Annotated in this window: 1 protein-coding gene; it reads left to right on the top strand. The window is 55.0% G+C overall.

The annotated features are described in order from the left end of the window. Window positions 1–310: 310 nt before the first annotated feature. A complete protein-coding gene (locus tag OIM03_00985; GenBank protein HJI72857.1) occupies window positions 311–16,504 on the top strand; it encodes a leukotoxin LktA family filamentous adhesin in 16,194 nt (5,397 codons plus the stop codon). Window positions 16,505–18,310 lie beyond the last annotated feature (1,806 nt).

Genomic DNA, 18,310 nt, shown 5'->3' with positions numbered 1-18,310 from the left:
CTTTATCTTCCTTGCGGTTCTTTCAAAAAGGTTCGCTGTTTTCAGAAATTTCCCTCTCAAAAGTATACTTTCGGATAGTTATTTTAGGATTTAGTTTTTTCTATACTATAAATGGATAAGTAGCTTTTGTGCGCTCTTTTCAGGGGTGCTGCGATTTCGTCGGGAAGGCGGGTTGGGAATATGGAAGGTATTTATTTACAGGAGCCCGGGGATTGGGGCTCTCGAAGGATAGGGATGCCGGATCCGGCATCTGGTATAAAGTTCCGGCCGGGTTTGTCTTTCGCCGGTGTGTGCCAAGGGGGCGTGACTTATGGGAAGGTATAGAAATAGTGTAAAGGGATCGCGCCGGAAGGCGCATGGCGGAGCGGACAGGCTTCTTTCGCTCCGGATTCTTTCGGCTGCGGCGATGGCAGGGATGATGCTGAATCCTTACGCGGTAGAAGCATCGCAGATTACGGATGGTTCGGAAAAGCCTTATGCGCAGAAGGGCAATGTGTATGATATCACGGCGCAGAAGGCGTATTTCCCTAAGGATCAGGCGTCTTACGGCGTGAATAAGTTCAAGGATTTCACGCTTGAGAATACGGACAGGGTGAATCTTTATTTCCATACGGCAGAGGCGCCGGACAAGGAAGTCGGCAATCTGCTCAATTTTGTCAACAATCGTATCCAGATCAACGGTACGCTCAATGCCATCCACAATCATCATATCGGAGGAAATGTGTACTTCCTTTCGCCTGAAGGCATGACGGTCGGTTCAGGCGGGGTCCTCAATGTGGGGTCTCTTTATGTCATGACGCCGATGGATTCTGAATATATCGGCGATAAGGCGTATGAAACGAATTTTGCAAATCTGACGGACAATTTCTACAACGGGACCGCGGGGGATTCCATGCTGGCGAATATCCAGGCAGGGACTCTTGCGATTCCGCTGAATACGATGGGCACGATCACGATGCTCGGCAAGATCAATGCTTCGGGCGATGTGAAGATGTATGCACCGGTCATTTCTGTCGGCAAGAACAGTTCGGAATTGAATATTTTCGGGACAATGCCTGAGAGCGTCGTGGATACGGCGAAGATTCAGACGGGTGTCGCGGATTTCAGCAGTCTTGTCAATCTGACAGATGCGCAGAAGGCAGCAGCGGGGCTTACGAGTCTTCAGGCGGAAGCTTTAGGAAATGGGGATATCGTCCTTGCGGCAAAGAATGAATATACCCGCGACAACAGCGATGACCAGATGTTCCAGAATCTGGGCACTGAGCTTGGCATGCACGGAAGTCTTCCGAAGACGATTGTTTCGAAGGTGGAAAATTACGGTACGATCGAAGGCACGGGAAATGTCGTGCTGAGTGCGACGGCTACGAATGGCGATCTTGATCTGGCACTGCTGAAGAAGGAACAGGCGGTGAAAGCGCATCAGAAGTATGAGGGCGATCTTGTCGCCGCGGCCGATTCGAGTGCGTATGCCAAGACGAAGGCGTATGCAGATATCCAGGGCAGCGTGAAAGCAGGAAAGGATGTCACGATCAAGGCCCATTCGGATAATACGTACCTGGATAATAATTCCTCCTTTACGGATAAGGCAGGCACTCTCCTTAGCTTTATCGTGCCAATGGGGGCTGATGTAGCGATCCTTGAGGGCGAATCGGATGTCACGATCGGCAAGGGTGCCAGTGTGGAAGGCCAGGATGTCACGGTCGAGTCCATCGCCAATATGCAGGCGACTGTCAATGCGTCGGCATCGGGCAGCAAGTTTTCCAAGTCGATTCCAGCCGCCATCCCCTCTGCTGCTGTGGCATATGCAAAGGTGAAGAATAATGCCTATGTGACGATCGATGGCAGTGTGAAGGCGTCCGGGACAGGAACTTCCGAAACGGATAAAACGCTGCAGGTCATTTCACAGGCTAAGTCGTCTCTGAAAAATGAGGCTTCTGAAACGGTCAAGAAGGGCAACCGGGTAGAGCAGACTGCAGAAGGCGGCGATAAGGGCACCACAGGCGGAACCGGCACGAGCAGCGGCAGTGGTGATGCGGGAGGAAGCGGCAGCTCCAGTGGCAGTGGTGATGCTGGCACCAGCGGCAGTGGCGATGCGGGCGGAAGCTCTGGCAGTGCAAGCGGTGATGCTGGCGCTGGGGGCGGCTCAGGTGATGCTGGCAGCGGGACGAATGCAATCCTTGCTGCGGTTTCCAACGATGCCATTCCCACGGATCCAGTTTCCAATGGATCGACCGATACCGGAGACGGCCAGACGACGGAGGGCTCCCCGGTAGCAGCGGCTGCCGTCGTTATATCCGACCATGAAAATAATTCCACAGTGACGATCAACGGGACTCTCTCCGCGGCCAATGGCGGCATCGGTGTTTCCTCGACGACGGAAAATACGATCGTTTCCACAGCTGCGGCCAAAGCATCGGATGAAACGGTGATTAGCAGTGCCGTCAATGTGATGATGCATGACAGTGATGCAGCCCTTACGGTGAATGGCACGATTTCTGGCGCCGGAAACACGGATATTTCCGCAAAGAATATTCTCCATTCCAATACAGTTTCCGCAGATAATGCGCAGGGGAAAACGACGGCCCAGAATGAGCGCGATGCGGCTATTGATCTGCAGAGCATCACGGATACGGCCAAGAAGATTCCTATCGTAGACTCACTCATAACGGGCGTCAAAGGCTTTCTCAGCAGCGATAAGAAGAAGGATCCGTCGAAGCCGGAAGAGCCGGCAGAGTCTCCAAAGACTTCCTGGGATCAGAAGCTTTCGCGCACCCTTTCTGCCGGCGCCTCTGTCGTTGTGGCGGATGAAGATAATACGGCCATTGTGAGCATTGTAAATACGGCGAGTGTGTCTGACACAGGAAATCTTGCGATCAGTGCGGACACGATCAATCAGGATACGATGCTCCATTCGGCTGCTGTTTCGAATACGTTCAAGAATGACGACGGAACGACGGATCCCACGACGATTTCTGCGGGTGTCGTTTATGGCGGCATGAACCAGACGGCAAAAATCCTTCTTGCTGACGGGGATGCCAATCACAAGGCCAATCTCTATGCGGGCGGCAATCTGACGATGACGTCAAATGCCCTGATGGAATACAACCGCATCGAAAGGATGAAGGCAGGCATCGACGAGGCCATCAAGAAGCTGAAGTTTGCTGTGGAAAAAATCAAGGCAGATCCGGGCGCGGCAGGGACGAAGCTCGACGCTACGGCGACAGAGATGGAAGAGGCTCTCATCAATGTGGCGAACGCCCAGTCCAGCAGCACGGAAGGCATGAAGGATGCGGATGGCAAGGCCAGCGCAGAAGCCATGAATGATGAAAGCACCTGGACGAAGGTAGGAAATGTGGCAAGCGGCACAGGTACGGTCCTGGCAAAGAGCGCTGAGCTCGTCGCCCAGTCGGTCGCTGCCGGTGTCACTCTTGCCGCGGATACCGTGAGCATCATCATGGATGCCGTAGGCGTCGCCGAGGCAGCTATGGCTTTTGCAACGCCGTCCAATTATGCCAATGTATCCTCCAGTGCCTCTGCTTATGGCGGCCAGGATACGAAGCAGGCAGTGGCTGCTTCCGTGACAGTAACGGATTTCAATTACAAGAGCTATCTGGATGTCGGAAAGAATGCTGTCGTGAAGGCTGGCGGCAAGCTGTCGCTCGCATCCAAGGAAAATATTTCTGAAGTCAATGTCACAGGAAAGTTTAGTTTCTGGAAAAACGATGCATCTGCGGAAGCAGGCGCCGGCGTCGGCGGCAGCTTCAATTACCAGAGCCTTGATTCGGATGCCCATGTGAGGGTCGATGAAGGCGCATACATGGAAGCGGGTGACATGGCGCTTTCCAGTGATTCCGACGTTTCCCATATAGGAGTCATGTTCTCTGCGGGGAAAGCGGCCGGAAGCGGGATTGAAGGCATGGCATCCGTCACGGACAGTGACAGCTCGAACGTTGTCCAGGTCGACAAGGATGCCAAGCTCTATGCGAAACGCGCAAGTGCTGACAGCACGGGCACGGTTTCCCTTACGGCCAATAATGATACGAATGTCAACAATGGTATCCTTGCTTTCACGGGCGGAAAAGGAAAGGCAGCGGCTGGTATGTCGGTCGCAGTCAATAATATCAATGTCACGAACCGGGCTGCCGTTGAGGATTTGAATAAGGCAGATGTGGAAAACGGCACGTCCGGATATATCAAGGCGGGAAATCTCTACGTCAATGCAGAGACGACGGGCCTCATGAATGCCCTCACGATTGCAGGCGGCATGTCATCGAACGGCGAGAAGACGAAGGAAGAAAGGAATTTCCTCGACAATGCCGGCGATAAGATCAGCGACATTTCCAATAAGGTGACGAAGGGCATCAATGACAAGATCAGCTCCGTTTCCAAGAAGACGGTCGATTTCCTCGGGTCGTTCAAAACGAAGGCGAAGCAGGGAGGATCGAAGCTTCCTGATCAGACCTCTTCGGAGACATCGCCCACGGGCTCTTCTTCGTCCAGTTCCGGTGAAACGGGAAGCGGCAGCGGCTCTGGATCAGGCAGCGGCTCTGAATCAGGTGGCGAAACTGGCGGTCAAACCGGCGGCGAAACTGGTGGCGGAACCGGCGAACAGGGAGGCACCAGTGAACAGGGCGGAACCGGAACTGGTACTGGGACTGGAACCGGCAGTGAAACAGGCGGTGAAACCGGAACCCAATCCACTTTCAGCCTGGCAGGTGCAGGCAGTGTTTCCGTGAACCTGGAAAAGAACTATACAGAAGCTCTCGTCGACAATGCGAATGTCATCCTTGACACGAGCGAAGGGGCAACCGGCGAGGTCGATGTCGGCGCAAGGGATACGTCCTTCCTCGGCGCATGGAGTGGCGGTGCGGCGCTTTCCTTCCGCACGTCCAAGAGCGAAGGCAAGAGTGTGGCCTTCAGCGGCGCTGTCGGCGTCAACCAAGTAGAGAATACAATCAATGCTGCCATCAAAGGCAGTACTCTTTCGGGTGTCCGGAAAATGGACATCGAAGCCTTGAGCGGCGGTACGACGGCAGCGGCAGGTCTGGGACTTGACCTGGTCTATAATAAGAATCCAAGCAATGATTTCGCAGGCGGCGCGTCCTTCTCGGCCAATTTCGTCACAAAGAACGTTACGGCTCTGGCGGAAAATGACACATTCAATCAGGATTCGTCCTCACCGAAGGCTGACATCAATGTGGCTGCCTATGAAAGCGATCTTCAGATCACGGGCGGCGTCAATGCTGATATCGATGTCAGCGGCGGCACGGTCGTCGGCGGCAGCGCAACCGTGGCCGATATCAAGAACAATGTCAATGCGTCCATCAAGGGCGGCACGTATTCGAATGTCAATAACGCCAATGTCAAGACGCTCCTTGCCACGAAGCAGATCACGGCGGCCGTATCGGCAGGCGTCGCTGTGGGCAAGAACAGCCAGGACTCTTCCGGCAGTGACACAGGCAGTGATACAGGCAGTGGCACAGGCACGACCGGCGAAGGCACAGGAACGACCGGCGAAGGTACAGGTACGACCGGCGAAGGCACAGGCACGACCGGCGAAGGCACAGGCACGACCGGCGAAGGCACAGGTACGACTGGCGAAGGTACAGGTACGACTGGCGGTGATTCCGGCGGCGAAGGAAGCGGCAGTGAAGGCGGCGCATCCTCTGAAGGAGGAACTTCTTCCGAAGGCGCAGGAAGCGGCACTCCATCCGAAGGCAGCAACGCAATCCTCTCCGCAGCCAATGATCTGAGCGATGCAGCGGGAGCAGGAGCAGGGTCAGGTGCAGCAGCAGGAACAGGCACGGCAGGCGAAACCGGCGAAGAATCAGGCAGCAGCAACAAGGCCTTCTCGGGCGCTGTCGTCTATAACGGCATTACCAACAATTCCACAGCATCCATTTCGGGTGCCAATATCACAGCGGACGGCTCGGTCGCTGTCCTTTCGCATGACACATCGGCCAGCTCGGAAGAAGCCAAGCCGTTCCAGGACAAGCTGGGCGATTATAAGAAGAATGAAGCCTTCGCGGAAAAGAGAGGGCTGGATATCGATGGATCCTCCTACTACAAGGACGGCAATGGGCTGGATACGGCAGGGGAAACCGTCGATACGGAAGACAAGGGAAGCCTCAGCGTGGGCGCAGCCATGGTCATTGCCGGATCGAACGGCACGGCCGGAGGCGCCGCTGTCAATGTGGGCGACAGGGATGTGGATTTCGCGGCCCTCATCGACAATTCCACAATCAGGGCAAATTCGATTACAGCAGGGGCCGAAGCAGATACACTCAATGTCGACGTTTCTGCCGGCATTGCAGCCACTTCGGGCGATTACGGCGGCGTAGGCAGCGTGAACTGGGCGACGCAGCATAATGACGTCCTCGCGCAGGTATTGGACTCCACGCTGACGACAGATGCCCTTTCCATCACGGCAAACAGCAGTGCAAAAGCAGTCAATGTCGCAGGCTCTGTTGCTTATGGCAAAACGGCAGGCATCGGTGCAGCTTTGGCTTACAATAAGCTGGCCAACCAGATCCATGCCTACCTCGCAGGCGGCACTGTCAATAATATTTCCATGGGCGGCACGGATCTCGTCCTCAGTGCATCCAATACAGGAAAACTCTATGCTATCGGCGCCTCTGTCGGAGCGAGCCAGAAGGTCGCCTTTGCAGGCACTTCGGCAGCCAACCACGGCGGAAGCGACACAGAAGCGGTCATCGGCGAGGCAGAAAACGAGGAAGGAACTGTTGTTGCCAAGGATAAAACAACACTGACCCGCGTGAAGAAGGTAAGTGTCAATGCAGCAAGCAGTGATTACAGGCTGGCCGTCGTCGGCAATGTCAGCGGAAGCAAGAAGGTCGCTCTCGGCGGCGCCATCGTCTACAACGATGTAGGCGGAGCAGGCACGTCGGAGGAAAGCGCGCAGAAGACAAGGGCCGCTCTCGTCAATACGAATATGACCATGGCAGGGACGGATACAGCATCCGTTCATGCTGAAGATACCTCCACGCTGACGACGATCGGCGTAGGCGCAGGCGGCTCGGGCGGCGTCGCTGTCCAGGGCGCAGCTGCTTCGGCGCTCGTCAATAAGAGCATCACGGCGGAACTTAAGAATTCCAGCGTCCTCAATGCTACCGACAGCACCATCGGCGGAAATGTCGATGTCACAGCCGACAGCAAGAGCAAGATCGTCACCACAGCCGTTGCGGCAGCAGTCAGCAAGGACTTTGCCGGCGGCGCAGGCGTTGCCGTGAACCGTATCCGCCAGGATACGACAGCATCGGCTACGGGCGGAAAGATCCGCGCAAAGAATGTAACCATTGAAGCCACAGGAAACAGCTCCATCACGACCGTCGGCATCGGCGCAGGCGTTGCCGTGGGAACAGCCGGCGTGGCAGGAAATATCGCTGTCAATTTGACCGGAAATACGGTCAAGGCAGAAGCTTCGGATACGAATATTGAAAGCATCGGAAATATCGCAGTCCTTGCCAATGGCAGGGAAAATCTTGGAAACTATGCAGGCGCATTCGGCGTTGCCACAGGCGGCGAAAGTGTCGGTGCCGGCATAGGCGTAGGTTTCAGCTACAATGAAATCACCGGTTCAACCGAGGCCAATGTCAAGAATTCCCGCCTTACGGCAAAGGGCAATCAGGATACTACGGTCGATCTGACCCAGGCCATGGACGTCAATGGCATCAAGACGGAAGTCACAAAAGATGGAAATACTGTGAGCGACAAGAGGAAGGGCGTCGTCGTCGCTTCTTATGGCCAGCATGATCTCCAGAGCGTCGCCCTGACGGCCGGCGTGGGCATTTCCGGCAGCGGAACGGCTGTCGGCGCAGCAGGCACAGTCACCGTCAATAAGATCGGCGGCGCAACGAAGGCTGTCGTGAATGATACAGCCATCAATGAAACGAGAAGGAATAACCAGATCGATGATGTCACCGTCAAAGCCGTGGACAAGACGGACAGCGAAAGCCATGTCGGCTCGCTTTCCCTTGGCATTGGCGGAGGCACGGGCGTCGGCGTAGCCGCTGCTTCCGATACGCTCGTCTTTGACCGCACAACGCGCGCGGAACTTTCAGGCACGGCAGTAAAACCAACCGTGAACGGCAGGATGATTGACGTCACGGCCGAGCAGTCTTCTGACGTCGTCACGAATGCGGACGGCGTCGCCGTCACAGCTGGCTCGTCCGGCGCATCCGTGGCTGCAACAGCGGCAGCAACGAAACTGAGCGGCAGTACAGAGGCCGTCGTGAAGAATATCAAGAGCACCAGCAATGGCCTCAATATCAGCGCTTCCCATGCGCACAAGACGACCCTTGTCAGCGCATCGGCCGGCGCAGCCATTTCCACCGGCGCCGCAGCAGGCGTGGGCATCGGTGTCACGAATGATGATTTCACCACATCCGCTCTTCTTGACAACAGCACGATTACGGCAGAGGAAGATGTGGATAGAGAGGATACTGGAAATGTCAGCGTCAAGGCAGACAGCAATACCACCGTCAAGACGTATGTCGCAGGCGTTGCAGGCTCTGGCGGCATTGCCGCAGGCGCAACGGTCTCCGTCAATAATCTTGACAGCAAGACGACGGCAGAAACGAATAACAGCACGATTACAGCCGGAAGTGCGTTTACGAATGATGCGCACAATGAACTCCATACCGATTTCAATTCCCTGCAGGCATCCCTCTCCATCGGAAATGCTGCCATCGGTGTCGGCGCAGGCATCAATACGATCGATACCGGTACGCTTTCCAAAGTGACGGGAAGCCAGATCACGGCGAAAACCGCAGATATCAAGTCCCGCGAGGAAATCGATGTCAATCAGATGATGGAAGGCGCGACAATCGGGGGCTTCGGCATCAATGCCAACGTCATGGTCACCACGATCGGAACGGAAGCAGCAAATACCTATGGCAGCTCGGACAATAACGGCGCTTCGGCAGACGTACAGGCGCTGATCGACAAGGCGAATGGCGCGATGGACGATCAGGACGGAAATGCAGAGTCCGCGAAGAGTCTCATCAGCGAGGACAATGGAGTCGACCCTGTCTACAAAGCAGGCGTCTTCGCAGGAAAAGGGACGAATACCGGAGGCGGCACGCAGGTATCCATGAAGAATACGATCATTTCCGAGAAAGACAAGGGTGAAGGCGTGATTTCTGTTTCCGCGGACAGGAAGACGGATGCCACACTGGACTCTGCGGCCATTACCGTCAGCGGAAAAATGGGCGCCAGTGCGACGGTCACTGTCCTTGATGCGGACAAGGACGCAGGCATTACGATCGATCATTCTGTCCTTTCAGCAGGAAAGGATATTTCCATCACCGCCAGGCAGCATGGAAAGACGGAGGTCAATTCCTACCAGGCAGGTATCTCTCTGGGCGGCGCCCTCAGCGCAGCTCTGGCATTCAACCGCTCTGCCGGCTCGACGAATATCGGCATCACAGGAAGCGCCATCAATCACTACGGGCCTGGTTTCACGGAATCCGCAAGCGGCAATACGACGATCCTTGCGGAAGACACAGGAATCACGAAGACGAATACGTACGGTCTCGAAGGTGCTCTTCTGGTATCTGGCGGCGTTATGCTGTCCGATACGAAAAATGACAGCAGTACGAAGGTTTCCATCGATACGACCAGGATCACAAGCCCGGGCACCACATCCATCAAGGCAGACAAGTCGAATACCACCAGCGCTTATGCCCTTGGCGGCGCCGTCGGAGCCCTCACCATGCAGGGCACGATTGCAGAGGCCAAAGACCTGGGTGACAGCACAGTCGTCCTGACAGGCGCGAATACGATAAAGGGCGGCGAAAGCCTTGCTATCGAGGCGAAGTCTGCTCCAAGGGCGGAAGCGGAAGCAAGGTCCTACGCAGGCTCCCTTCTTGGCGCAGGCGCATCCGTCGCCAATGCGAGTGCATCGGGCAGGACGAACGTCACGGCAGCGGATGGCTCTTCCTTTGCCGGGAAGAAGGTCAATATTTCTGCATACCTTGACCAGCAGCCCGATGGTAAATCCTTCCATGACAATGTAAGTGCGCTGGCAGTCGGCGTTTCCGGCAATATCGGCGGCTTCTCAGGAAATCTGGCAGATGCCAGAGAAACGTCTGATATCGGCGTCAGCATCGGAGAAAGCAAGTATGATACCGATTCCCTCATCATTTCGGGCACCAACCAGGCGCGCATCCACGGCGACTCGACCGGCGTCAATGCAGGCATCACAACGGGCGGCCTGAATGATACGACCGTCAAGGGAACGCTCACGACATCCGTCACTGCATCCGGTATGAAGTCCGGAAGCCGTCTCGGGACTGTCTCCATCGAAGGCAGCACAAAGGGCATCCTGGACGGCAGTGCTGATGGCACGGGCGCAGGGATTGCCAATATTTCCCCGGTCGCAGCAAAACTGACGACGTGGCTCACGCAGAATACGGACACGAACGTCAAAGGAAACTGGAGCGCAGACGCTTTCAGTGCGAAGTCGGCGAATAAGGAAGATGCAAATCTTTCCGTCAATTCCCTTGGCGCGGCTGTCGTCAACGCCAGCGGATCCGAGATGACGACGAATATTTCCCATACGGCAAAGACGAATGTCACCGGCTCGATTGAAACAGACGGCAGGCAGTCTTACTATGCCGACAATACGGCCGACGAAGAGGTCAATCTCCGCGGCAGCGGCTACGGCGGTCTCAGCCGGACGGCCAACGAGATGGACAATACCCTTTCCTATACGGCAGGGGTCAATATGGATAAGGCAGCTCTTTCCGCCAACGGTGCGAAGGGATCCATTGACGTGCTTGCCATGACGGGAGGCGAGATGGCTTACCTCAATCAGACGAAGAGTGCAGGCGTTGGACCCAGTACGAACTCAACGACGACCAGCCATGTGACGTATGACAACAGCATCACGGCCAAGGATTCCACGCTGAAGACGGCGAAGGAAAACCAGAATATTACCATGGCCTCCGTTGACGTGACCAGGGCAGCCTTCAAGACGGTCGCCGATACGCAGGGCGGTATCGCGGGCGCCGCTTCCGGCAGCACGGATAGTACGCTTGACCGCTCGAATAAGATCTCCATTTCCGGCGGCCTCATCGAAAGTATGAACGATGTGAACCTCTATGCCGGCGCAAGCCTGAACCGTTATGAGTCCAGCCTGAACTACGAGCTCTCAGCAGAGGCTTATAACAGGACGGTCATTCCGCTCTGGACAGATCCTAAAGTCACAAACAGCATGACGCAGAAGAATCAGCTCCTGATCGATGGCGGCGTGCGCTCTGTCCGCCATACGAATCTGTATGCAGAAAAGGGCGTGACTACGGTCACAGAGACCGCCCGTGAATATAAGCTTTATACGAAAGACGGCGGGGAAGGCGAAGTCGCCTCGACGGCTCATGGCGATCGGATCAAGAATGAGGTGGAAGACAATTATATCGATCTGAGTGCAAACGGCTCCATCCTGGCCGGTATCCATACGGATCTGGACCTTGCCATCAGCGGCGGAACCAGCTACACCGACAATGGCGCCGGAATTGCACCGACGCTTCATACGGACGGGGTCGAAGTCACGGTCTCCAAAGGGGCGGACTGGTTTGACAAGGACAGTGTCGAAATAGGCACCGTCACCCTCACGAACCCCTTCTATGAAAGATACATGAACCTCCTCCGGCAGATGGGCGAGTACCCGGTTGAATCGAATGAACACAAGAATCTGAAGGCAGGGGCCGAAATGCTGGCCGCTATGATGGAATCAGGCGGATACACCAGAAACGGCAGGATCCTTGGAGAAGTGGAAATCGCATCTGCTTCGATTCCGGATATCATCATTTCCGGCGGCAACATCAATATCGATGCCGACAAGGTCCAGGGAACGGGCAGCCTCACGGCCAGAAGCGCCAATTCTGCCACGATTTCCAATGCGAGCGATCTGTACATGAAGACGGGCAAGATCGTTCTCAAGGAATCAGGCGGCGAAATCCGCAGGGACGGCGTCTCCGTGAAATCGAAGGACGAGCTGGCAGGCTTTACCGGCACGATGGAAAGCAGCAGCCTCATCGATATCGCTCCGAGCGTCACCATCCAGAGCACGGGCGTGGGGAAGGATGTCAGCATGACGGATGACAAGGGTGTGAGCCATACGGTAAGAATCACCCGCCCGGATATCGGCGTTTTCGGAAATATTGAAAATGCGCGCGGCAAGATCACCATCAGGAACAACAATGAAAACGTTTACGTCGACAGCAAAGCCAATGTCACAGGCAAGACGATCGAAATCAGCGCGGAAAAAGGCGCTGTCACACAGGCAACGAGCGGCTGGAATGTCGTCGGGTCAAATCCGATCCTGCGCTACCGCTTCAGCGAAGACATCGCCAAAAAGATCCAGACATACCTCAACGATAATGCGGAAGCTATTGCGAAAGGGACCAAAGATGTATCCTGGCTGACAAAGGCAAGCACGTATGAAGAATTTCTCGACACGCTTTTGAACGGATATCATTGGGAAGGTGCGCTCAGTACCATCCACATCTCCAATGCCAATGCTCTGAAACTGACAACCGAGGAACTTGATGAAATCAGAAAAGCCAAAAGTGACTATGAAGCCGATGACGGAGCAGGCGTCCATGCCGGTGAAAATGTGTACCTCACCGCCAAGAACGTCATCATCGACGGCCTGATCCAGAGCGGCTACAACAAGTATGAGACAGTCCTCGACAGTACAGAGAGCCTTAACCGCACAAGTGCCATCAAGAGCCTCTGGCAGGGAAATGGAAGTCCGGAACTCACGAATGACAGGGTGCTTGGCGATAAGGAGTACCTTGTCAACGAGGGAGGCGGCGCTCATTACAATACAGAGACAAGAGTCTGGGAATATGCGCCGAGGATTTACTACAATCCTTCGACAAACAATTATGTGACAGAAAACATCGAGCCTGTCGGCGGAAAGATCTATATCGCCGGCAATGTGGCAAGCACCAATGGCAAGGGCCGCATTCTGGCCATGGACGGCAAGGGAGATATCCATATTGATACGACTGCGGCCGGCGAGGGCAGCACTCTGATCCTCAATACGGTCAAGAATCAGGATGTCGACGGGCTGATCAGCATCAGGGATCCGGCAGCCAACATGCGGACGGAAATCCGGATGGGAGATAATGGCATCACTTATGACTACACGCCAATCGATGGAGATGCTGACTCCGCAGAGCGCATAGCAGCCAATGGTGATGGCAGCCTGACCTACAATCCGATGAATCAAAGACTGATCTGGACAGGAGGTTCCTCTGGCGGAACAACGCATGAAACGAAACAGTATAAGGAAGACTTCGTATTCTGGGGCGGTATTACGTACAATACAACGGATGAGTTTGTCGCTAAGGCAGACGAGACGGGGAATGTAATATCAATCGGTTCTGTCAAGGTTGATGGAAACCCGGCAGAGTCTGGCCAGGTCATCATCAATGCATCGGAACCTCAGACCAATGATTACGAAGTGACGACAAGCTATTACCAAGGTGCAAAACACATCGGGCCGGAGGTCGTAGAGAGACACTACAAGAGCAAGTTCTTCGGCATCGGGACAAGAACCCATACCTGGGAAGAATCGTACGAGACAGCAAAGAGTTCGACGTATTCGATCAATGCCAATAAACCGATCACGATTGATTTCCTTAAGAGCGGCAACGGCAGTATCAGTGTCGCAAGTGCCGGCAATATCAAGCTGGAAGGAAATGTTTCCTCGGCAAGCAGCACGGGCACCGTCACTCTCTCCAGTACAAAAGGATCCATCGAAGGCGGCACGCACGGGGTCATCACGACGGATCATTTGACGGCCCGCGGCGAAAGTGATGTATTCCTGGACCATGCAGCTGCCGGAACGGACGCAACGATCGATATTACTTCTGCGTCCGGCGATATTTCCATCCTCTCGGATCAGGGAAATCTCCATGTCAATAATGCCAGCGCATTGAATGGCACGGTGAACATCCATGCCGACGACAGCATCCAGACGAATGAAGGAAAGAAAATAGAAGGACAGCGCATCGATCTTACCAGTGATCACGGCAGTATCACTGCTCTTGCCAATGCGGCATCCGAAGCGGACGATTACAACTTCCTGTGGGCCAACCTCAATGCGCAGGCAGATGGAGATATTACACTTCGGAACGACAATGGCAACATGCGTATCGGCCGGATCGTCAGCAAGTCGGGCGATGTCGTCCTTACGACCAGTGGCAGCTTTGAAGAGGCTGCGAATAATGTGGATATTTCCAGCAGCGAAGACAAGGTAAAACAATGGAAGGAACTCGGCCTCATCAATGCAGGTGATGCAGCCGGCAGCCGTGAAAAATCGGCAGAGGCTGCAAAGGCAGACCGGCAGGCCATCCTCGATGCAAGGGGAACGCAGCTCGCGCAGGCTTCTTCCCATACCGCAGAAGAATACAAGGCGGCCGCTTCTGCGTATGCCAAGGCCTTTGCGGAAAGCACGGACATGCAGGAAGCCCAGGATACGTATGAAAAGATTGTCAAAGCAAACCCGGACAATGAACTGGCCCTGCAAAATGCATATGAGGATTATACGAACAAGAAGAAAGCATTCCTGGCAGAACTGGGATACACAGGCTACACCGAAGAGGAAGAAAATCTCATTTTCGATTCTGCCGAGCTCATCAGCAGCACCTCTTACGGCTGGAGCCAGAACGATCTCCTCTATGCGATCCAGGACAGCATCCTGAACGCGTCACCTAGAAATGAAGTCGTCACTGCCGAAGAAGCAAATATCGAAGGCAGGAACATCACGCTCAGGGCGGCAGAGAATATCGGCACGGACGATGCTCCCGTGGAAATGTCCTATGACAGCCTGAGCAATGAGGATAATCTCCAGATCCTGTCAAAGGCAAAGGCAGGCGACCTGACATGGGATGACGAGAAGAATATTCTGACTGTCCGCCAGCAGAGGCCGATCACCATCAAGGCCAGCGGCACGGTGGACATCTCTGCCAACCCGGACGGCACCTCCAGCACAGGCAATATTTACCTCGCCGGCGTCAAGAACACGCAGCTCAATATTTCCGGCAACATCGATACGAATGCCGACGTCAAGCTCATGAGCGACAACGGCGTCCAAATGGAAAGCGGCACCATTACGGCCAGGAACCTCATCATCACAGGCGGCAATGGAGATATCGGAAGCGAAGAGAAGAACATCCTGACGAACATTTCCGGCAGCCTTGATGCGCGCACGGAGAAGAATCTCTATCTCCACCAGATGGCGCTGGGAGGAAATGAGGCACGTGTGCTGATGCTCCAGAACGCAGGCGCATCCGGCGTATACCTTACCTCTGATGCAGGCATCGCCATGACGACGGAAACAGGCAAAACGATGGGCTACATCGATGGCGACAGAATTTACCTCACCTCGAAGGACGGTGCCATCGGCAAGGAGGGTGACGGCATCCGCATCCGGAACAACGGAGCCCTCCTCTCGGCCCATGCAGAAACAGACGGACAGGGCATCTACCTCTCCGGCAAGGAATCGAAGTCGCTCATCCTCTCGGAAGTGACTGCCGGCGGCGATTTCAAGATCGAAAGCGAAGGAACTGTCGATGCAGGCGTCCTTGCAGATGAAGAAACGGGAACTTCCGCGGTATCGAGCGCCATTACGGCAGACAATGTTTCCTTCAAGACCCTTGGCGCAGTCCATCTTGTCAACGGCACCATCGAAACGGCAGAGACGGGCGATACATCGCTGGAAGCAAGCGGCGAAATCACCCAGACCACGAGCAACACCATCCAGTCCGGCTCCCTCACCGTCAAGGCTTCTGGCGGCGTAGACATGCAGACGAATAAGAGCGGCACGGCCAACAAGTTCGGAACCATCAACCTGACGGCTCTGGCAGCGGATAAGGACGTCCTCATCGAAAACGCCCACGACACGGAAACCACCGTCAATATCGCAGAAGGAACCACGACAAACAGTATTACCGTGACGAACAACAGCACGAGCGACTCTTCCAACGTCATCATCCATGGGGAAGGCACGGCTGAAACCTATATCAACATCGATAACGGAAAAGGCACCATCAAGACAGACAGCAATCTCACCGCCAATGGCGGAAACATTACCCTTACCGCCAAAGACGGCATCACGAATGAAGGGGCTATCGCTGCCAAAGAAGGCGTCTCCATGGCCTCGGACAGCGGCATTATCACCAATAAGGGTGCCGTCAGCGCATCCGCGGGCAGCGTCTCTATGACCACGACCGGCGCCATCATCAATAAGGGTACGGTCACTGCCCAGGCCCCGGCAAAACAGAGCAAGATGAAACGTTTCTTCTTCAGCGCGAACGACATCAGCAATGAGGAAGTACCCGCTCCCGTGGAAAGCACAAAGCACCATCGATCTTACCGCAGGGGAAGGCATCACACAGGAAGGCACCCTGCATGCTTCCGGCGACGTCCATGTCTATTCCAGCACGGGCGATATCAAGCTGACAGGCCCTGACGGAACGGCGGCCATCATAAGCGGCGATGATGCCTATGTAGAAGCGAAAGATGGCAGCATCACTGTCACCGGAGACGTCACTGCGGCAAACAATGCCTCCCTCATTTCCGCAGACGGCAAGATCAGTCTCGCAGGAAACATGGAAGGCACGGCAGGAAACGTCGTCATCCATGGATACGATGAATCGCCGGATGAAGCAATCAAGGGCGATATCGAAGTCAAGGGCAATGTCACAGCCGGCGGCCTCCTCGACATTTCCACCGTCAATGGCAAGATCATGATCGGTACGGCAACAGGAAAGACCGAGCTCTCGGCCGGAACTGGCGCTGCTATCCAAACCACCCTCGGCGACATCGAAATGAAAGGAAACATCCTTGCCGGCGGAGATACCTCTATTTCCACAGACCAGGGTTCCATCGGCTATGAAGGAAATCTGGAAACGACCAAGGGGGACCTCACCATCGAAGCCCATGATCAGGCGATGGATGCTGATGCAGGAAATATTGACATCATTGGCAATGTAACCGGCGCAGGAGCGGCCAGCCTTACGGCAGAAAACGGCTCCGTCGAGATTTCAGGAAACCTCCTCGCAAAGAATGGCCTTGCCTCCATCGCTGCATCTGGCAGCAAGGACGACGAGCAGTATGGAGACGTCCTCGTTTACGGGAATGTCACCTCGGATACAGGAGACGTTTCGATCGGAACCAATTACGGCAGCCTTATCATCGGGGAAGACGAAGCACCAGTCTCCATTTCCGCGGCAAAGACAGCCAATATTTCCAATGGCGAAGGCACGGTTGCCATCTATGGTAATGTCAGCTCCGCAAGCGGCACGACCATCCAGACTACGATCAAGGGCAGCATCGACGTCACAGGAACGCTTGAAACGACCGGTGAAGGCGATGTAGAGGTTCTTGCCAGGGACGGAGATATCAATCTTACGGGCAAGGACGGAAACCCGGCTGTCGCAAGCGGTCATGATGCTTATGCAGGGACAGATGCCGGCAGCGTCACTGTCACCGGAGACATCACCGCGGCAAACACAGCATCCCTCATTTCCACTGGCGGCAAGATCAGCCTCACAGGAAACATGGAAGGCACAGCAGGAAATGCCGTCATCCATGCATCTGATGCGGCAGCTGAAGACGTCAAGGGCGACATCGAAGTCAAAGGCAATGTCACATCCGGCGGCCTCCTCCATATTTCCACCGACAACGGCAAGATTGCAGTCGGCACGGAAACAGAGAAGAGCGGGCTCGCATCCGGAAATACGGCCGTGATCCGGACAGAAACCGGAGACATCAACATCTACGGAAGCGCAGGATCGGTGGGTGACATGGACATCGAAGCCGCCAAGGCAGGCAATGTCCTCGTCGAAGGAAACATTTCTTCCGAAGACAAGACTATCAAAGTCTTCACCAAGGCAGGAGAAGTCACTCTTACCGGCGACCTTGAAGCCGGCGATGATATCGATCTTGAGACCGATCAGGGCAGCATGAATCTCACCGGCAGCGCAACGGCAGGCGGAAACATCCTGGCAGGCACTCACGAAGGCGATATCATCCAGACCGGAGGCAGCCTCAAGGCCGGAGACAACATTGCCATGGGCACCAGAAACGGCGCCATGGATATCGGCGGTGCGCTTTCTTCCGGCAATGGAAACGTCGACCTCATGACCGTCAATGAAACAGGAAATGTGGATAAAGGAAATATCATCGTCCGCAGCACGGCAGCGGCCACGAACGGTTACGTCAGCGGCTACACCACCAGTGGAAACGTGGATTTCCTTGGCGATGTCACTGCAGA

The sequence above is a fragment of the Veillonellaceae bacterium genome (assembly GCA_025992895.1).
Classification (GTDB): Bacteria; Bacillota; Negativicutes; order Veillonellales; family Dialisteraceae; genus Dialister.
This window is presented reverse-complemented; position numbering and strand designations above follow the sequence as displayed.

What these genes read in the sequence shown, in the direction of transcription:
- OIM03_00985 (HJI72857.1), top strand. Translation starts at nt 311, where the DNA reads ATGGGAAGGTATAGAAATAGTGTAAAGGGATCGCGCCGGAAGGCGCAT.